16 protein-coding genes and 2 pseudogenes are annotated in these 19,553 nt (G+C 33.1%); 2 read left to right on the top strand and 16 right to left on the bottom strand.

The window, feature by feature from the left end:
- Window positions 1-138: 138 nt before the first annotated feature.
- Window positions 139-420: a hypothetical protein gene (locus TX86_RS13210; protein ID WP_042349255.1), complete on the top strand. Its 282-nt coding sequence runs from the start codon at window positions 139-141 to the stop codon at window positions 418-420.
- A 147-nt stretch (window positions 421-567) separates the two neighbouring features.
- On the opposite strand, the gene TX86_RS13215 is transcribed toward TX86_RS13210, so the two are convergent.
- The 12 genes and pseudogenes from TX86_RS13215 to TX86_RS13270 all read right to left on the bottom strand — a co-directional run.
- Window positions 568-1,722 carry a DUF4179 domain-containing protein gene (locus tag TX86_RS13215; protein WP_042349256.1) on the bottom strand — a complete coding sequence of 385 codons (1,155 nt, stop codon included), beginning with the start codon at window positions 1,720-1,722 and terminating at the stop codon, window positions 568-570.
- A gap of 1 nt (window position 1,723) precedes the next feature.
- Window positions 1,724-2,269: a sigma-70 family RNA polymerase sigma factor gene (locus tag TX86_RS13220; RefSeq protein ID WP_042349257.1), complete on the bottom strand. Its 546-nt coding sequence runs from the start codon at window positions 2,267-2,269 to the stop codon at window positions 1,724-1,726.
- Window positions 2,270-2,474: 205 nt separating this feature from the next.
- A complete protein-coding gene (locus tag TX86_RS13225) occupies window positions 2,475-2,828 on the bottom strand; it encodes a DoxX family protein (RefSeq protein ID WP_042349258.1) in 354 nt (117 codons plus the stop codon).
- A gap of 130 nt (window positions 2,829-2,958) precedes the next feature.
- Complete coding sequence (locus TX86_RS13230; RefSeq protein ID WP_042349259.1) at window positions 2,959-4,026, bottom strand: LLM class flavin-dependent oxidoreductase; 1,068 nt, start codon at window positions 4,024-4,026, stop codon at window positions 2,959-2,961.
- A gap of 13 nt (window positions 4,027-4,039) precedes the next feature.
- Window positions 4,040-4,984, bottom strand: coding sequence for a ring-cleaving dioxygenase (locus tag TX86_RS13235; protein ID WP_042349260.1), 945 nt, complete (start codon window positions 4,982-4,984; stop codon window positions 4,040-4,042).
- Window positions 4,985-5,033: 49 nt separating this feature from the next.
- A complete protein-coding gene (locus TX86_RS13240) occupies window positions 5,034-5,477 on the bottom strand; it encodes a MarR family winged helix-turn-helix transcriptional regulator (protein WP_042349261.1) in 444 nt (147 codons plus the stop codon).
- A gap of 152 nt (window positions 5,478-5,629) precedes the next feature.
- Entirely contained in the window at window positions 5,630-6,001 is a 372-nt protein-coding gene (locus TX86_RS13245; RefSeq protein WP_042349262.1) for a DUF3221 domain-containing protein, read from the bottom strand.
- A 201-nt stretch (window positions 6,002-6,202) separates the two neighbouring features.
- Window positions 6,203-7,579, bottom strand: a complete 1,377-nt coding sequence (locus tag TX86_RS13250) for an MATE family efflux transporter (protein ID WP_042350471.1) — start codon at window positions 7,577-7,579, stop codon at window positions 6,203-6,205.
- Between the two features lie 316 nt (window positions 7,580-7,895).
- Window positions 7,896-8,393: a DUF6241 domain-containing protein gene (locus tag TX86_RS13255; RefSeq protein ID WP_042349263.1), complete on the bottom strand. Its 498-nt coding sequence runs from the start codon at window positions 8,391-8,393 to the stop codon at window positions 7,896-7,898.
- A gap of 351 nt (window positions 8,394-8,744) precedes the next feature.
- Window positions 8,745-9,425 (bottom strand): hypothetical protein, encoded by a 681-nt coding sequence (locus TX86_RS13260; RefSeq protein WP_042349264.1) that lies wholly within the window; start codon window positions 9,423-9,425, stop codon window positions 8,745-8,747.
- Between the two features lie 528 nt (window positions 9,426-9,953).
- A pseudogene (locus tag TX86_RS13265) lies at window positions 9,954-11,147 on the bottom strand (MFS transporter).
- 103 nt (window positions 11,148-11,250) lie between these two features.
- A pseudogene (locus tag TX86_RS13270) lies at window positions 11,251-12,072 on the bottom strand (ATP-binding cassette domain-containing protein); the annotation flags it as partial.
- 845 nt (window positions 12,073-12,917) lie between these two features.
- On the opposite strand from TX86_RS13270, the gene TX86_RS13275 reads away from it, so the two are divergent.
- On the top strand, window positions 12,918-13,523 hold the full coding sequence (locus TX86_RS13275) for a hypothetical protein (RefSeq protein WP_042349265.1): 606 nt from the start codon (window positions 12,918-12,920) through the stop codon (window positions 13,521-13,523).
- 244 nt (window positions 13,524-13,767) lie between these two features.
- Here the strand turns inward: TX86_RS13275 and TX86_RS13280 are convergent, their stop codons facing one another.
- The 4 genes from TX86_RS13280 to TX86_RS13295 form a co-directional block, all read right to left on the bottom strand.
- The gene (locus TX86_RS13280) at window positions 13,768-14,163 is read right to left on the bottom strand and encodes a hypothetical protein (protein WP_042349266.1); all 396 of its coding nucleotides are present in this window, start codon (window positions 14,161-14,163) and stop codon (window positions 13,768-13,770) included.
- Between the two features lie 646 nt (window positions 14,164-14,809).
- Window positions 14,810-16,792 (bottom strand): bifunctional 2',3'-cyclic-nucleotide 2'-phosphodiesterase/3'-nucleotidase, encoded by a 1,983-nt coding sequence (locus TX86_RS13285; protein WP_052343662.1) that lies wholly within the window; start codon window positions 16,790-16,792, stop codon window positions 14,810-14,812.
- 196 nt (window positions 16,793-16,988) lie between these two features.
- Entirely contained in the window at window positions 16,989-17,702 is a 714-nt protein-coding gene (locus TX86_RS13290) for a YwiC-like family protein (RefSeq protein ID WP_042349268.1), read from the bottom strand.
- 168 nt (window positions 17,703-17,870) lie between these two features.
- Window positions 17,871-19,037 carry a nitrate/nitrite transporter gene (locus TX86_RS13295; protein WP_042349269.1) on the bottom strand — a complete coding sequence of 389 codons (1,167 nt, stop codon included), beginning with the start codon at window positions 19,035-19,037 and terminating at the stop codon, window positions 17,871-17,873.
- Window positions 19,038-19,553 lie beyond the last annotated feature (516 nt).

Here is a 19,553-nt window from a genome sequence, read left to right on the forward strand (position 1 = left end):
GTATGTTCTAATATAACTTTAAGGCAGCTTTCTAAAAATATTTTCTAAAGCAAATTAAAATGCTGCTAAAAATTATTAAATAAGAAGTTAGAAAACTAGCAAATTGGGGAACATATTAATAAGAAGGGACTGAGAGCCATGTTTGATCATTTTATTATTACAAATCATGCATTAGAAAGATACATAGAACGAGTTGGATACAATAAAGCAGACGTAATTAGACATATAAAAAATGATTTGCATTTTACAAAGATCACTCGAATTATTAATAATGGCAATACTCGTCACGTATTCACTCGTAATAGTAAAGAATTTATCTTTGTAAATAATCATGATAAATGGATTTTAAAAACGGTTATTAAAAGAAATCGCCAAACTCATAAAGAGGCTATTAATCATCGACAATTTGCGTGCGCTTAATTTAGTCTAAATTTTCTTAAAAATTAGATAAAGATCATTATTTACATACATAACATCTTTTAAAAAATATTTATAAAAGAAAGGCAGTCTACTCTTATTAGACTACCTTTTTGTGCCATCTATACCAAATATGAATACTTATATACTCTACTTTTCCCCTGTTAAGTCAACTTCAAATGACTGATTATCAAAGTATTGAGTAGTTTCTTTATCATGATCAGATATAAATGGAGTAATAGTTATCTTCTGTAAATCTTCACCAACTTCATATTCGTTTGTCATTTCCATAATATGATTTCCTCCACCAGTACCTGATCCAACTAGTTTTCTACCATTTTCATCTTTCAACATTATGTCTACATGAATCGGAATACTTCCATCTCTATATCCTTTTGAATATTCAAATGTATGACTTATTTTTAGAGAAACAGGAGATACTCGTATCTCTTTTATAGTTAGAATCCCTTCCACTTCTTTATCCTTTATTGGGATTTTTTTATTTACACTATACACTCGCGTATCTGATTTAATTTTTGAACCATTTATGCTCGTCTCAAATGTCCAATTTCCTTTGATTTCGCCCATGAAATCAGAATATCTACCTGATTGTAACGGTACTTTTTCGTACTCCATATTATTAAAACTAACTTTTACTGTATAATCTTTTTCAGGGTCTATACTATCCAAAACATTGTATTGTTCAATATCTAATAATCCATCTCCGTTTGTATCTGCTCTATCCAATCTTTTCTTATATAAATAATCCCAACTTCCATCAGCATTTTCTTCTCTTTGTATACTAGATGCTGAGTCAAAGAATTCCATATCATCTATTCCGATTTTAACCTCTCCCGGTTGAATATAAGATTTCGGATTAATGCCTAATTTCTTCTTTTCGTCCTCATTCATCTTCACATTCATATTAAGCAAAATCTGACCATCATCTAACATTATTTCATTCATTGTCACTTGTATGTTTCGGTCTTCAACACTTTGACTAATTGTCTTCTTATAACCATTAAAACTATCTTCTGGTTTATTAATAAACATCTCAATTTGTTGTCCTATTCGTGCAATTGAAGCCAGAACTCGTTCATTGCTCAGAATCACAGGGCTTAATACAGCTAAGGATAGTGCTGCTACAATAAGCGGCTTTTTATAAATTTTTTTAACAGGAGTACTCTTTATTTTTTTTTGCATATTCCTTTTTAATTTTTGCTTCTCAATATCAGTTAGTTCAATATCATCATACTCATTTAGATCAGTGTGGGCGCCGTTGAGTAAATCATATTCATTCTTCATTTTATACCCCTCCTTCAGTTCGGTTATTTGAAAAATTCTTTAATTTCCTTCTTCCTCTCGAAAGACGATTATATAAATTACTAATAGAAACTTTCTTGCGCTTCGCAATGTCTTCAAGTTGAACTCCTTCTAAATAATACTTCTCAAACAATTCCCGATCATCTTCATTTAAATGATGTAATAATTCATCTACTTCAGCTTTAATTTCATTTTGGATAGTATTTTTATTTAGTTGCACTGATTCTTCAATCTCCACCAAGCTTTGTTCCATCATGCCGCTTGCATATTTACGTTTATAATCAATGGCTTTGTACTTCGCAATCGCTGCTACCCAATTTTTAAATGAATTTTTACTTTTATCAAAGCGACTAATATTATTCCAAACCGCTAATAACACATCATTTACACATTCTTCTACGTAATTTTGTAAACTTCCTAAATGCTTTTTAATGATTGACGTAACTAATCCGGCATAGCTATCAATCAACAGCTCTAATCCCTTCTCTTTTCTTCGGGTTATATATGTAATAATCAAATCATCATCCAATTTTCTCCCACCTTCCTAATAACCTTGTCATCTATTAATACGAGAGTTGTTTTCATTTCCTATCATTTTAGCTGAAATTTCTCATTTTACACTCCGAAAGTATATAACTACCTCATTCTTTGCAACACGAAAAAGCAATCCTTCTTAACGAAGAATTGCTTTTTTATAATATATCTATCCAATACATTCTATGGAACACTTTCCATTAGAACAATGCTGACCAGTTCAGTGCTGTAACAACTGCTCCTAATACTAATAATAGTATCGGCATCATCATATTTTTGAATGGATCTTTCATTTTCACATGTGTCATAATAGCACCAATCATTGTTACAACAATCATTGCTCCACCCACAGTTGCTAGTGATGTTACCCAAATTCCTACAAGAATTACAATAGCTGAAGCTATTTCAAAGAAACCAGTAAATAATCGAAAGCCATCACTATAACCAAAATATTCAAATCCTTGCTTCATAGCCTCAGATGTGAATTTCTGATAACCAAACATAATAAATCCTATTCCTAAAATAACCTGTAAAACTATTGATAAAATTGACATAATATTCCCCTTTACATATAACGACTTAATAATTCTTCGGTTCGAGATAATAACTTAAAAAAATTAGATAAATATTTCTTTCTTTTTTGTACTACTAGTTAATGCATCTACTGACTTAAATGTTACAGTTTCACTTTTCCTTTTTCTTAGCTGTATATTTTTTAACGGCCGGAACAATTTCTGTAGCAATCAACTCAATATTTTTAACAATCTTACTATACGGTATTCCACCAAAATCAATTTGTGCCATGAAACGTTGTTGTCCATATAGTTCATATTGATACAGTAATTTTTCAATAATCTGTTGTGGACTACCTACCATCAACGCTTCTCGATAATCTGACATTTGTGCAAAATACTCTTTAGGATACCCGCCTCCCTTTAAACTCAACATACCACTATTTATATACGGGTAATACTCATTTAATGCATCTTGTGAGTTTTCTGCTGTATAAAATAAGCTTGTAGTCGCAATTGGAAGTGTTTGCGGATCAAACCCACTTTGTTCAGCACTTTGTCGATAAGCATCTACTGAAATTTTAAATGTAGTAGCTGGGCCACCTAAAGTTGTAAGCATCATCGGAACACCCGCTCTTCCTGCTTTTATTGCACTAGCTGGAGGTCCTCCCACCGCACGCCAAATCGGTAATTTTCCACTTTGAGGTTGCGGTAAAATTTGTGCATTTTTTAAAGGTGCACGGAATTTTCCTTCCCATATCACTTTCTCATCTTTGTTCAGCTTTAATAAAAGCTCCATTTTCTCTTCAAACAGTTCTTCATAATCATTTACATCGTATCCAAGTAAACTGTATGCTCCAACACGAGAACCACGCCCCGCAACGATTTCTGCACGACCTTTTGAAATTAAATCAAGTGTTGCAAAATCTTCGTATACTCGAACTGGATCAGATGTACTTAACACAGTTGCCGAACTCGCTATTTTAATATTCTTTGTTGCTTGCGCAATCGCTCCTAAAATAACTGTATGCGCTTGTGTCGTAAACATATATTGATGACTTTCGCCAACAGCATAAACATCTATCCCCGCTTCATCTGCTAATACACCCGCATCAATAATTTCTTGAATACGTTGTTCAGCACTGATTAAGTCGCCTGAAAGTGGATCACGCAGATGATCACCAATTGTATATAAACCAAATTCAATCCCATCATTCGTATTAATCCGGTATTGCTCCATGTTATCCTCTCCTTTATATATCTAACGGCGCTAGCTTTGCTTCAATTTCATTCCGTCTAGCTTCTAAAAAAGGTGGCAAATCTAATTGTTTTCCTAAATCCTCAACAGTTGAATCCACAGTAAACCCTGGTCCGTCGGTAGCAATTTCAATTAAAATGCCGTTTCTTTCACGGAAATACAAGCTTTGGAAATAGAAACGATCAACTATTCCAGATGACTGGAAACCTTTTTCCTCCACCTTCTTAGACCAGTATTGTAGCTCTTCTATATTTTTAACACGAAGTGCTAAATGGTGGATGCTGCCTCGTCCAGGTTTTTCTCTTGGTCCATCCAATTGTTTTAGGACAATTTCGCCATAAGCTTTTCCTGGAATAGATTGATAGATTGCTTCACCTTCTTTTGAAGATAACTCAACAAATCCAAACATTTCTGTTAATGTTTTCGCTGTACTTTCAATATGACGAACAGTAATCTCAACAGCACCCATCCCTAAAATACGATGCTTTTCTTCAACAACCGAACCATCCCATGCTTGCCAATATTCAGGTATTTCTCCACCTTCATTATTTAATAGCACGAAGCGCAGCCCTTCATGATCCTCGAAATGCAAAGCGTCACGTCCAGCGTAAGAAGTTAGTTCACCATGCTTAACATCAAGTTGTTCGAACCGTCTTTTCCAATACTCAAGACTTTCAAAGCTTGCTACTAATAGACCAATCTGAGTAATAGCATTAGTTCCTCTTACCGTTCTTCCTGCCATTGGCATTTCGAAAAATGTCAATTCTGTTCCAGGGCTTCCTGTTACATCTCCATAAAATAGATGATACATGGAGGGATCATCTTGATTTACCGTTTTTTTCACCATACGCATCCCTAAAACTTTTCGATAGAACTGACTATTCATTTGGCCATTCTTAGTAAGCATAGAAATATGATGATGACCAGGAATTGTATACATAATCCTTCCTCCTTTTATTAACTTGATTAGTCAAGTGATACTAAAAAAATTACTCTGGTGGCAATTCTTTTTTCAAACTACTTTTTTGAACACGAGATATAAGGCTATACAATGTTTTCTTTTCATCCTCACTCAATACATCATCAAAGAATGATGACTGAAATACTAGTTGATGTGGCATTGTATGTTCAATGATTTCATTTCCCTTGTCCGTCAAACAGATATATTTCGTTTTCCATTCTTGCTTACGTACGATATATCCTTCTTTTTCTAAACGTACAAGCATTCTCGAAATTCCGCCTTGTGTCACAATAATTTTCTCTGCCAACTCTGATTGAGTAATAGGCTGGTACACTTGAATTTGGACTAACACATCAAATTGAGCAGCAGTTAAATTAAAACGCTTTAAATACTCATTTGAAAGATGATTACTATGTGACGCAAAACGGGCTAAACGAAGCCATATTAAAGAACTTAATGTGTTTCTATTCATTTTCGTGCACCTCACTTTTATTAAGCTTGCTATCACTTTACTACTCAATTGATAAAATATCAAACATTTTGTCTCGATTTAGAGATATTTTTTCAGAATGTACTGTCTATGCAATAATGACTATACTTTAATCTTTTTTCCTGAAAAATCATTTATTCAATTTTTCTTATAAGGTTAGTACCAGGAATTTGGACCGGAAGACTTTCTAATACAATACCTTCCCAATACACTTTTATTTTCTCATTTTTATCATATGTTGAACCAATTAGCTTATTAAACTTTGGTATATAAAATGTCGTATATTCTGATAGCATTTCATCCTTTACTTCTCTTAAATCACTAGGTACATTACCTTCAAACTTTTTATACCCCTTCTCTGAAATGATCATAATACGATTATCTCTTGCCTCTACTACATACCCTATTGTTTTAATGTTTTGGCTCAAATAATAAACTACCGAACTAGCTATTAGTGCCAATAATACTAAAGTAGTAATTATTATTTTCAATCCTTTATTTTTCATCTGTTTAATCCCTCTAAACATGTATCACAGAAATAATTATTAGATGATACCAGCATAATACAATATTAATCTAATTTAGAAAAAATTGAACTAACACCACGTTTCAAAGAATCACACTTAAACCCAAAAAGAACGATACTATAAACAGTATCGCTCTTTTTATTCTTATTAATCCTCACAAGGAGTTCGACCTCAATTTACTTACCCAACTAAAACTTTTAATGATTTCTTTTTCCAAATTAATTGATAATACAAATTTTGAATACTAAGATTAACTATAAACGCGAGTGGATAAGCGAACCAAACACCTTTAATGCCAAGTGTTGTGTAATGTGATAAATAGTATGCAGCTGGTACTTCAATAAGCCAAATACTACAAATCGTAAACAACGTTGGCCACAAAACCGTTCCTGTCGCTCTCATCGTTGCAGATATAGATTGCGTATGTCCCAAAATAACATAACTCCAAAATGAGATAAGAATTAGACTTCGCGCAATCTCTATAGCCTCTGAGTGATTCAAGAAGATTTTCAATATAGGATTAGCTAGCAAGTAAACTATAAGAATTAATCCTCCTCCCAGAAGATAATTCAATGTTATGCCTAATTTTGTAATTTGTTTAATATTAGAAGTTTTCTCTGCTCCTACTGCTTGTGCTACAAATACTGAAATTGCGATGGAAATACTCATTGCAGGAATTTGAACATAACTCGCAATTTGATTAGCAATTCCATATGCTGCGGTTGCATTTGAACCATAGTTATTTACAAAAGTGATAACAGCTATTTCTGACATAGATAATGCCACCATACTGATGCTTGTAGGAACCGCTAACTTCAATAGGTTTTTCAATATTGCTCCTTTTAAATGAAAATGACTCATTATCACTTTATCTATTCTTAGTACATGATTTCTTTTATGTAAGAACAGTAAAAGAAGTATTAAGGTTATGAAGTTAGATAATACAACGGCATAAGCAGCACCATTTAAACCGAATTCAGGTAACCCAAACCAGCCAAACATAAGAATAGGCAATAAAGTGATATTTAATATAATGCTTATCAATAAAAAATAAAATGGTGTTTTAGAATCTCCTACTCCTCTCATAAAGGTTGTATATACCATATACAAAAAGGTGATCGGTAATGTACAAAATAATATTTGTGCATAACTAACACTTTCACTAAGAATATTGTTAGGTGTTCCCATAGCTCTAAGAATATCCTCAGTAAATAGTGCCCCCAAAATAGCAACACCAACTGAAATAATCATTGTAAAAGCAAGTGTTACCCCTACAACTTCCTTCATTTTTGGTATATTCCTACTTCCATATACTTGCCCGATTAAAATCGAACTTCCAGAACCTATACCGATGGCAAATGAAATAAGTAAAAATAATAATGGAAAAAAGGCCGAAAGAGCTGCTAAAGAATCTACACCAAGCGTTTGCCCAACTACTATGATCCCGAACACTTGCCCTACTGATTGTAGAATATTAGCAACAATAATCGGAATAAGAAAAGAAAACATCGATTTGGTTAAAGATATTGGATGCTCTTCTTTATTCAAAGTAGTCATTAAAGCTCCACCTCCTTTCTTATATGCCTTACTTTTAATTTCCGAAACACTTTCAAACACTCCTCATAATAATTTTATACAAACAAAAATAATATTCGTCTATATAATAACAAACATATTATTATATTGTTTGTTAATTGTCAATTAACCTAGTAAAAATCATGTAAACAAAATAACAAACTATTGGGACTAATTGTATTAAGCATTGAGAAATCCAGAAGAAATATTATAGCAATCACTAAAAAAGACAATTCCTTTAAATGAATAAGGAATTGCCTTTTTTGATTACCGATATGATATTGGTAGTACACTACTTTCAAAAGTTCTTTTCAATATATGCTTCTTCTTGCTCTTTTGTCATAATTCCTTTTGCTTTTCCAACAGTTCCACCTTGTAATTTCCAAAAATAATTGTGGTCATCATCTATTGTACTAAAATCTTTACTTAGCCATCGTTCGGATATTTCCATAAGAAATACCTTATGTTTAAACTCACTATTACTTATGATTTCATGTACTAGTTTAATGTTTCCTTCTGTTAATGGAACAGCTCCCCATTTTTGTTCAGCTATTACTTTTTGATGAGACATATGGTGCATAGCGGTCACAACGTCCTGCTCCGATGCTTCAAGCGTCAAATTAACACCATCAGCTTCATCTAAATCTTTAACAACAGTTGAAGTAGATGTCCCTATATTATCAGTAGATACTTTTTCTTTATTTCCAACATTTCTTTGTGCGTTTATATAAAATATGCTGATACCAACAATTACAATTAGCATTAACAAAGCAGTAATGAAAAACCTTTTTTTCACGCGTATTCCCCCTATGTTACGACTATTCAATACTTAAAGTTTGTTTTTCTGAGAAAAATTAATATTCTAACGATTATAAAATATGTATAATAAAACAGCAATTAATTCCTTCAGATATAACACAGAGATCTTACAGCGAGATAGCACTAATTTATTCTACAACTAAATTATTACGACATCACAATCGATTATATCTTTACAATATAAAATAGAAGAAAGCAACATCTCAGGATAAAATCGTTGTTTTCTTCTATATCAAATAAGCTATATTTGGTTTTCAACCCCATTCAGCTGATCCTTCTTTCCTACAGGCTCATTTCAAACTTAGGTACCAATAGTACAAAAGGGAAACTAAGCATTTTTTTGCATCATTTTATTTATTTTAAATAAACGATTATATAGCGATTTCTTTTCTACCACTTTTTCATCAGTTGTTGCTTCTAGTTCTTGTGGTGTATCCATACTTGTTGCCGCTACTTCTTTCATAGAAAGCATAATTTCAAAGCCTTTTATTTTCGCCTCTAATTCCGCTATTCTGTCATTCTTACTTTCAATTTGCTTTTCTAGTAGCTCGATAGCGAAAGATTTACTTTCCTCTACTCGCTTCACTTGTAACATTAAGTCTTCCAATAATTGCATTTGTTTCTTTTCGATAGATTCTACACTGGATTGGATAGCCAATACTGCTTCATTAGATACGCCTTCATCCCTCGTTACAATTTCTTCCATGACCTCTATATCTTCTACATCTGGTTTCTTCATATTGGTACTCACAGCTTTTGAACTATTACGATTAATTTCATCTACTACATCACTTTTAAGAATATCTGTTATTTCAGCATGATTTTTCCCCTCTTCATAATGTAGGCGAATTTTCTCTAAAACTGGTATCGCACTTTCATAAATAAAGTGAAGATTACCTTTTCTTTTCGAATCGATATATTCACGATGATTTCTCACATATCTTCTAATCGTTGAACTTGGTATATTCGTGATTTTTTCAATATCACTTACGGATAATAAATTATTCATAAGAACCACCCTTTCCGCATATCTATTACACTATTAATTCCATATAAACTATGTGATTCCTGTATCAATCGTACACCAATAAACGACAAAACCTCAGATACTATCGTCGAATATTAAGAAATATTATCGGAATCTCAGTCTACTTAAGAAAAGCGCAAGCGCCCGTTTTGCGACGTATAGATTGGAGCACTTCGACTGAGATAAAGGAAACACGAAGAAGCCGATAGGCGATTCGATGTTGACTTATCGTAGGGAGATGGGCGAAATCTACTAGTCGCTGGGCGCTGGAGCTAGACACAGTACAAATTTATATACTTTTTTTTATCTTTTAAGAAAAGCGCAAGCGCCCGTTTAGAGACGTATAAACTGGAGCTCTCCCCCTTTAGATAAAGGAAACACGAAGAGCCGATAGGCGATTCGATGTTGACTTACGTAGGGAGGAGAGCGAAGTTTACTAGTCTCTGGGCGCTGAAGCTAGACAGCGATTTAGGTTCGAATTTATATACTTTCTTATCTTTTAAAACCTACCTATATAGAAAAACGTTTATTGAAAAATGCATAGATTGCACAACCACAAACAAGTATGCCAGCACCTACAAGTATCGTTTCTACTCGTACAAAATCAGCCATCGGTCCAAATATCATCATTCCGAATGGTAACGCACATGACGTAGATACTTGCAATAAGCTGAACATTCTCCCTTGCATAGAAGGCTCTACCTTCTCCTGTAATAAAACAGTGATTGGAGCATTGAAAACAGGCATCGTAATTCCAATTAAAAAGTTACAAATCAAGTAAACCAAAAAAATCGATGAAAGACCTAAACCAATCATTAATAATCCATAACCCGAACATGCTAAAACTGTTGTGTGCATGCGATTACGAAATCCACCCCAAGCCGCAATAAGTATTCCTCCTGCCGCTGCACCTGCACTAAATGTCATTTCACTAGCTGATAGTCTCCATACTTCTTCTCCAAATGAACGACTTACCATAAGAGGTGTTAAAAAAGCAGATGGACTAATTAAAATAAGCACGACAGAAATAAATATGAGCAAATATTTAATAAAACCATTTTCTTTTAAATAAATAAACCCTTCCTTAATGCTCTGAATTTGAGACTTCTCTTCAGTACAGATCTTAGCAAGTGTAGCTATAGGAATGAAAAGCGTAATACTAATTCCAATAATCGCTGTAATAACATCAATAAAGAATGTCGCTTCAATTGTTGTGAATGAAAGAATTGCACCACTCACTGCAGGGGAGAGAAACATAATTAAAGATGTAATTGTACTTTAAATACCATTTATTCTCATCAAATCATCTTGAGGAACAATTTGTGGAATAATTGCATTTACAGCTGGTGTTTGTAATCCCGTACCTGCTGAACGAATAAGTAACACAACAAAAAGTAACCAAATATTTTCATCGCCCATTAAGAATGAGATAGCTAAAAGCAAAGTTACAAAGGCAATGATAGCATCTGCCAACATTATTAATTTCTTTCGATTGTAACGATCGACCCAAACACCCGCAAATATGGATATGGCGATTTGAGGTAAGAATCCACAAACAGTGGATATAGTCATCATCATCCCTGAAGAGGTAGAAAGTGTGATATACCAAATAATTGCATACTGCACAAGTGATGACCCGAACAAAGAGATTGTTTGAGCTGTTAATAATAATGTAATCTTCCTTTTCCAAATGTTATTTTCCATTAGAAGCACTCCTAATTAATATTGATTCCATTTTTATTTACTAATATAGATGGGAGTGAACGTCCCCCACCTATTAAACTCTCAATGAATTTCATTACAAGCCTTACATTAAATCTTCTATATTAAGAAGTTGGTCAGCCCATTGTTGATAGAATTTCGCTTCATGCGAAACAAGTAAAATACTTCCTTGAAATTGAATTAATGCTTTTTGTAAAGCTTCCTTTGTCTCAGCATCTAAATGATTCGTAGGTTCATCCAGTATGAGAAAATTACAGGGTGAGAGTAGTAATTTACATAGTTTCACCTTTGACTGTTCTCCACCACTTAATGTTCCAATTGCTTGTGTAGTGTGCGTACTTTTCACACCACATCGAGCTAATTGTTGTCGAATTTCCTTCACCCCTAGTTTTGGATAATGTTCGGACATAATTTGAATGGGTGTGTTCATATTATCTTCCCATGATAAGTCTTGTTCAAAATATCCAATTTTCACTTGCTCAGCAAACTGAAAAGTTCCTGAAAAAGCTGAAATATGCTTTACAAGTGTCTTTAATAACGTTGATTTTCCAATTCCATTAAAGCCTGTTATAACAAGTTTCTGACCTCCCGCAACAATAAAATTTAATGGAGGTAAAAGTGCATCATTATATCCAATTTCTAAATTAGTTACTTCAAGTGCTTCATGCACTGTGAGCGGCAGCTCCTTAAAGCTCATAATTGGTTTATGCGTAAAGGTTGGTGCCGCAATTCGTTCCATTCTCTCAAGTTGTTTCCTACGCCCTTGAGCTATTTTACTGTTCACTCCAGCAATATTCTTTCGGATATATTCTTCTGTTTTTTCGATTTTCTTTTGTTGAGCATAATATTGTCTAATATAGTCCTGACGTAAATGCTCTTTTTGACGGAGAAAATCTGAATATTTTCCTGCTCCATTTTGACCTACAATCCCCATATGCTCGCCTTTATATAAAGCAAAAGATGCTTGATGATATAAAGTTTTATCGATAAAACTATGTGTTAAATTACTAACTTCAAGTAAACTCATTTCTTGTTCCTCTTTTCATAGAAAATAAAAAAGCAGAGAGTAACGTCATTAGACGCTAGCCCTCTGCTTGGTTGGTATTGTTGGATTTTAAACACAACAAATACGATTTCAATTTGGAGAAAACTCCACTCCTTGAAATATCCAAAACAAAAGGCCATAGACAAAGCATCGTCTATGGCCTTTAATCTATATATTCTTCGGCTAATAGGTGCACTCAAATAAGTATAATAATCTACCACTTTTTTAAATATATTCTAATGAAGAAATTTTAGAAACTATATGTTTCCTCCCGATATCAATAGAAGTTATACTCAAATAAGCATAGATTAACTATACTTTTTCAGACAGCTATAAGCCGATGAATATAGGAAGTTACGCTTCCTGATTAAGCTCCGAACAACGCTTCATCGTATACGTTTGTGCGGAGCAAAGTTCTCTACGAAGTTTTTCTGTTTCGAGACACATCATGAAAAGCACCTCTTTACAATTTATACAGACATAATAGCATATGAAAATACATATGAACAGACTATGATAAATACCATTTTTATTCACTACAAACTGACACTAAAAGATTTCATTGTGTAAAGTTTCACTTTATTTAACACAATTTCCCCAATTTGTTGAATATCATATTAAAAGAGTAAAGTATTAACACGATATATTTAATATACAACCAAGATGGATATAACCAAATCAATGCACAAAGAAGAGGTGTGTTATTAATGATATACACTAAAAGTAAAGCATTATTTATCTCCATGCTTACCGCTATTATTCTATTCTTATGGTTATCAGGTTCTTTTAGTTTATGGGTAGATGGAATGGCCGCTATCGCAAACAATACAAAAAAGTTTACTGATGAAAACAGCCATCGCAATAAAGGAGAATACTCCGTTGTTATTGACCTTTCTAATATAGAAAGTAATATTGGAAAAGCAATATTCAATGATGGAACACATAAAATTTATATATCTTCACTTAAAAGCACGGGAAGTATGAATACAGGAGGATATTCAATTGGATTTAGATCGAGTGGAGCTTATTCCTTAAATTCAGCCTCTCTTATTTCAGGAATACAACACACTATTAATATAGATAATTCCTTATCATCTAATATGATTGCTAAATTATCAACAGAGTATAAAGGCAAAACATACAAAGGGTCAGCATATGGAATAAGTGGGCTAAACTATAAAGATGGTGATGAATTTTATTTCTTCTTGTTTCCAAATAATCTTCAGGAAAAAAATAAAATTTCATTATCTCCAAAAGATAAAATTAAAATAACACTTAAAGATTTATATTATAATATTTGGACAAAAAAATAAGAAAAACCATCAACCTGTCTTTTTTGATTGATGTTTATCCTCCCTGATTTTCTCCCAATCAAAAAAGAGCCATGCGGTAAAAATAAGACGAGCTGTTCTTGAAAACCCTCTTTTGGTTTTCAAAACAGCTTGGCTTATTTCTGAGCATGGCAGGTGTAAGATTAGACACCACAAAGAAAGGGCTGTCCAAAAAGTGCTTTTCAATCACTTTTCGGGCGCCCTCAGACATCCTCTTTCGTATTTTTCATTGCTGCATATTCCGCATAAATTGCTTCATTCCTTGAATAGAAGAAGCTAAAAATGTTTGATCACTTTTTATTTTAAATTGCGACTCATTATATACCCCAACAATACTAAATTGATTACCGTCCATATTTTTCACCACTAACATTAAATTCGAATCTAAAGTATGTAATTTCGCTTCCGCTTCAGGCTCACAATAATATTTTTCTAACTGCTGATAGAACTCATCAAGATTGTTATAAGAAGATAAAAACGTTCCTTTAGAATAATAACTACCACTCTTAATTTCAACATAGTATGTATCTTCATTTATAGTTACATCTTCAGCGTGACTTAACAAGTCTACTAATTCAATTCTCACAAAACCATGCTTACCTGCTATTACAAATTCTTTCATTAAATTACACCTCTTTTAACACAAACAATACTGTTCAAAATATTATTTTCTTATATGTATTCAACATAAGTTGTAATAATTCCTATTCTCTTTAAAGATTATCAACGAATACAAATTCCTTAAATTCATTATATGAAGTAACTACCAAAAACTATTTCAAAAAAACTTCTTTCCACTTTTATAAACGATTAAGAATTTATTGATTTTTTAACGCGTTCATCTGGACGGCTTTTTAATCTAGCAACACTCCTTCGTTTCTTAAATCTTACATTGTTAAGAAAACCCACAAACGAATCCCCATTAAAACAAACTTCGTAAATTTCTTTTCCGTTTTCATCTTCTCCCGCCATTTCCCAATACGGATGTTGATTTTCTCTATTATAGATCCATAGATCAAATTCTTTTTGAAGCTTTCATATTTTGCTACCTACTTTCGTTTGGCATTGCAAATATTCTGTATCTTGTTCATATGTAAATTCTATTTTTACAATCAATTAGAGCTCCCCTCCTTTAGTAATTATATCACTTCAATAAAAGGAGGCTTTGATTAAAGGTTTCTTCCTTTACTAATCATCCGTTTAAGCGAAAAAAAAGAGCTGAAAATTCAGCCCCTTTCCCAAAATCTTAAATCCTATTTTCGAATCTCTTATTTTGTTAAATCATACTTATATTTTGTTAATCCATCTTTCTGCTTTTCTACTACAGAAATCGGAGAACCTTCTGTTAAAACAGTTTCACCTTTTGAATTAGAAGAGAAGACAACATTAGCTTTTGAGCCTTCAATTGTTTTAAGCTTCCAATTGTTGCTTTTCTCTACGATAGTATTTTTATTATCTTTTAAGTATTGAGCAACAACTTCTCTGTTTTCATCCGTTGAGATGTAAACAGTTGTTTTACCTTCGTTAGTTCCTGGGAAGTTACTTCCACCACCAGCGAAATAAGAATTTGTTACAAGTAAAAATTCTTGGTTTTCTTTAAGAGGATCACCATTAAATGTAGCATTTGAGATTCTCTCTGTTTTATCATTAATTAGCTTGCCATCCATATCATATCTAGGCTCTTGTGTTACATCAAATTCGTAATTCAACCCTTCAATAACATTGAAATTAAATGTTGCAAAATTATCATTAATTAATTCTTGTTCTTTATCGCTCTTAGGATCAATTGTGTTATAAATTGTTGCTGTTCTTTCAAGCATTTCTTTTAAATCTTTACCTGTAACTTTCATAACTGTTAAGTTATTCGAGTATTTGTATAGATTTGTAACGTCTTTAGTTGTGATTTCCCCTTTTGGAATATCTACGTAGTTATCCGCTTCACGACCAGCTTTAAATGGAGCATTAATACTTACTAATGGTAGGTCTTTATATGGCTCTAATTCTGCCATTGTACCTTCCTCAATTCCTTTTTTCACAAAATTCAATTGAGCTTGCTGAACGATATCTAACGACTCGTTATCACCAAGTAATGCGAAGAATGAATTGATGTCTTTATCAATCGTTCCAATTGGGCTATTTACATACTCAATTGTTTTTTCATGATATTCTTTCACTGATGCTACAACATCTTCATCATTTGCACTTTCTTCTACACTACGAAGCTCAGCCTTAGAATCTACAACTGTCCATTTACTATCCTTTTGTTGTAGCTTTAAATCAATTACTCCTAAATGAGAACCGAAGAAATTAGACATTGTAGTAGCTACACCATTAATTGTTCCTTTTTTCACATCAACATTTTCAAGGCTGTTAATTTTCTCTTCAGTCGAAGGGAATGCTTGGTGCGTATGTCCTGCAACTACAGCATCGATACCTTCTGTTTTTGTTAATTCATATGAAGAATTTTCATCATACTCTGAATGCTCTTCATCGCCATAACCTGAGTGGGCAACAGCAACAACGATATCTACTTTTTCTTTATTTCTTAGAATTTCAACCATTTCTTTAGCTGATTCAGCAATGTCTTTCACTTCTACTTTACCTTCAAGTTTTGTGCGATCCCAGTTCAGGATTTGAGGAGGAACAAAGCCAGCAACACCGATTTTTACTACTTGCTCTTCACCGTTACTATCAATCACTTTTTCTTCGATTACTTCATAAGGCTTGAACATGTGATTTCCTTCTGTATCATATACATTGGAATTGATTACACTCATGTCCTTTGTACCTTTAATTACGTTGTCTAAGTAATCTAAGCCATAGTTAAATTCGTGGTTCCCTAATGAAGCAACATCAACGCCCACTTCTGCAAGTGTATTATAAACAGGATGACCTTCTTTTAATGGATTTTGCGCATAATAATCACCTAATGCACTTCCTTGAATTGTGTCTCCATTATCAACTAGGATAAAGTTATCGATTTTCTGGTCTTTTCCTTTTGTTGATTCTTTACGAGCTTCTTTAATCACTGTTGTTAATTTACTTAATCCAATTTTATTATTTTCTTCCGTTGTGAAATAATCATAATTCATTAGATTAGCATGCAAATCTGTGATTGTTCCAATTCGCAAATCCACTGTAGGTTCTTTTGATCCTGTCGACTCTCCAGAATCTTTCTGATCAGAACAAGCTACTAAACTACCTGATACTAATGTTGCTAATACAGCAAACGGTAAAATTCTCTTCTTCATGTTCTCCTCCAAAAACTAAGATTATGTACTTCTCTTTATTTAAATAAAGAAAATATATTTTATTGAATTATAATTTATAAATATGCAAAATCTTAAATAATAATTTATTAATATAATTCTTAATATGTTTATTATTCTAAATTTTGTTAACGAAAAAGAAGCTACCTATAATTGGTTGCTTCTCTTAAAAGATTAATCATATAGAAAAGACAAGTATGCAAAAAAAGAAAACAGAATTACAGATTTCTATAATACCTATTTTCATTACTGATAGTTTTCTACCATATAAAATCCATGCTCGCAGCACGCTAGGAAGATACGCGATTACAATCCAAACTGGACCTATGAGAGCTACTATAAATAGCATGATAAAATGATATATCCATGAATAGTATTTATACGTAACATTATTTTTTTCTCTTATCATTGTTTTCACATAGAGTGTACACCCTAAAAAATATAAAAAAGAATAAATAAATACAGTCCAAGCATCATTATGAAGCTCGTTAGCACCTAAATAATAGCTTGCTAGCCCACCAATACAAAAGGTAAATATGGCAGCTACATCATTTAGGAATGCTCGTTCATTCTTCTTTTTAGCATAATAAAGATTAATACAAAAGAATGGTATCATCGCTATCCCAAAGTAAATAAGCCTCATACAATAGATTCCTACTGGTACGAGGAAAAGGATTGCAGCTAAGGCATAGATCATCACCCACTTTTTATAATATTCTTTCTTCTTACCCTTTAGGAACATTACAAAAGAATATGTAGTTAAATATAGAAAAAACCAGCCCATAAATAGAAAAATGTGCCAAACCGTAGATCCCCCAGCTACCATACTTAAAACAAAAGGAATTACTAACATTGCCCATGCACCGTGCTGCTTCGGGATTAATAGTTTCATCATCATACACCCCTTGCCAATAACTTTTATCCCCAATATAAGGACATAGTTATTTTCTCATTGTTTTTTCATTTCTGTTCAGATTCTAATCCTTTCATAAATATTTAATTATATAATCAAGGGGCTCTTAGAAATTAACTAAGTGCCCCTCAACTAAAGATATGATTTTTAAACAAGTGATTCGTTTATTTCCGTACTCGCCTGCTTTGTTAATTTAAGAACTAAAATTAAACTAATAAAAGCTGATACAGCTAATAATAGGAAGCCCAATGCATAAGATCCCGTTAATGATAGAACTTTTGCTAATAATAATGGCGGGAAGAATCCACCTAATCCACCCATCATTGAAACAATGCCATTTACAATTCCAGCTTGTTTCGTAAAGTAAGTTGGAACAAGTTTAAAGATTACACCATTACCAATACCACAAGAAAGAGCAACGATTAAAATACCTATAATAAACGTAATAAGATTTGGAGCTATCGCTAAAATAACTGCTCCAATAACAGTGCCAATAAATACACCCATTAATAATTTCAAACAATCAAATTTATCACCTAACCAGCCACCAAACGTACGACAACATGTTGCTAAAACAATAAAAGTCGCAGTCAGTACACCGGCACTAACCTTTTCAAGGTCAAAGCTTGTTACGAGGAAATTTGGTAAGAAGACTGTAAACGCTACAAACGCACCAAAAGTGATAAAGTAGAATAATGAAAATAACCACATTTTTTCATTATTATATACACCCTTGATTTGTGCCATCATTGATGTTTTTACTTTCGGTTCATGTCGATCACCAAAAATAAAGTTTAAAAGGGCCATAACTAGTAGTAAACCTAAATAAAATTTAACGGTTACTGACCAGCCAAATTGAGTAGCAATTACAGGTGCAGCAAATGTAGAAACAGCAGTACCCATATTACCGAAGCCATATATTCCATTAACAAAACCATGTTGTTCCTTTGGATAGTATTTAGGTAGTGAAGTTACACCAACTGAAAAAAGAGCTCCACCAATACCAAGAAAAATACCGCCCATAATTAAATGAACATAGGTTGTAGCTTCACTAATAAAATACACAGGAAATAATAAAACAATAAAACTAACAAGAAAAATAATTCTTGCTCCAAATAAATTTGCATAAGCACCAAGAGGAATTCTTAGTACTGATCCAAGAACAACCGGTATAGCTGTAATCATAGCTACTTTTTCCGTAGGAATTGAGATATCTTCCTTGATGAATGGTAGTAGCGATGAAAGAATTACCCAAACCATAAATCCAACCACTAGGTTAACTGTTTGTAATGGTAATTGTATTTTTTTAATCATTCAAATCAACCTCTAACTTAAAAATGTAATGAATGACAATTACATTGATTCCCTACATTTATTGTAAAATAGCTCTTATATAATACCTATTGGGTAAGTCCCTTATATGCAAAAGGGCATTCCCTATTAAGAAAAGCGCAAGCGCCCGTTTTGCGACGTATAGATTGGAGCACTTCGACTGAGATAAAGGAAACACGAAGAGGCGGTAGCCGATTCGATGTTGACTTATCGTAGGGAGATGGGCGAAATCTACTAGTCGCTGGGCGCTGGAGCTAGACACCGAAACCGTTCTTGGTTTTCAAAACGACTTGGCTTATTTCCGAATGTGACAGGTGTAATGTTGGACAGAGAAAAACCGGCACCGGTCCTTTTTGATTGCTGCACTTACTTCATGTTTTACAACAAAGCAAAAAGGAGACATGCGGCAGGCGTAAGACGAGCTGTTCTTGAAAACCCTCCTTTGGTTTTCAAAACAGATTGGCTTACGACCGAGCATGGCAGGTGTAAGGTTAGACA

The organism is Bacillus massiliigorillae (assembly GCF_000380245.2).
Classification (GTDB): domain Bacteria; phylum Bacillota; class Bacilli; order Bacillales; family DSM-1321; genus Bacillus_AD; species Bacillus_AD massiliigorillae.

Excerpts from the sequence above, each read along its gene's own strand:
- TX86_RS13210 (WP_042349255.1), top strand. The coding sequence starts at position 139 with ATGTTTGATCATTTTATTATTACAAATCATGCATTAGAAAGATACATA.
- TX86_RS13215 (WP_042349256.1), bottom strand. The coding sequence starts at position 1,722 with ATGAAGAATGAATATGATTTACTCAACGGCGCCCACACTGATCTAAAT.
- TX86_RS13225 (WP_042349258.1), bottom strand. The coding sequence starts at position 2,828 with ATGTCAATTTTATCAATAGTTTTACAGGTTATTTTAGGAATAGGATTT.
- TX86_RS13230 (WP_042349259.1), bottom strand. The coding sequence starts at position 4,026 with ATGGAGCAATACCGGATTAATACGAATGATGGGATTGAATTTGGTTTA.
- TX86_RS13235 (WP_042349260.1), bottom strand. The coding sequence starts at position 4,984 with ATGTATACAATTCCTGGTCATCATCATATTTCTATGCTTACTAAGAAT.
- TX86_RS13240 (WP_042349261.1), bottom strand. The coding sequence starts at position 5,477 with ATGAATAGAAACACATTAAGTTCTTTAATATGGCTTCGTTTAGCCCGT.
- TX86_RS13245 (WP_042349262.1), bottom strand. The coding sequence starts at position 6,001 with ATGAAAAATAAAGGATTGAAAATAATAATTACTACTTTAGTATTATTG.
- TX86_RS13250 (WP_042350471.1), bottom strand. The coding sequence starts at position 7,579 with ATGACTACTTTGAATAAAGAAGAGCATCCAATATCTTTAACCAAATCG.
- TX86_RS13260 (WP_042349264.1), bottom strand. The coding sequence starts at position 9,425 with ATGAATAATTTATTATCCGTAAGTGATATTGAAAAAATCACGAATATA.
- TX86_RS13275 (WP_042349265.1), top strand. The coding sequence starts at position 12,918 with ATGATATACACTAAAAGTAAAGCATTATTTATCTCCATGCTTACCGCT.
- TX86_RS13280 (WP_042349266.1), bottom strand. The coding sequence starts at position 14,163 with ATGAAAGAATTTGTAATAGCAGGTAAGCATGGTTTTGTGAGAATTGAA.
- TX86_RS13285 (WP_052343662.1), bottom strand. The coding sequence starts at position 16,792 with ATGAAGAAGAGAATTTTACCGTTTGCTGTATTAGCAACATTAGTATCA.
- TX86_RS13290 (WP_042349268.1), bottom strand. The coding sequence starts at position 17,702 with ATGAAACTATTAATCCCGAAGCAGCACGGTGCATGGGCAATGTTAGTA.
- TX86_RS13295 (WP_042349269.1), bottom strand. The coding sequence starts at position 19,037 with ATGATTAAAAAAATACAATTACCATTACAAACAGTTAACCTAGTGGTT.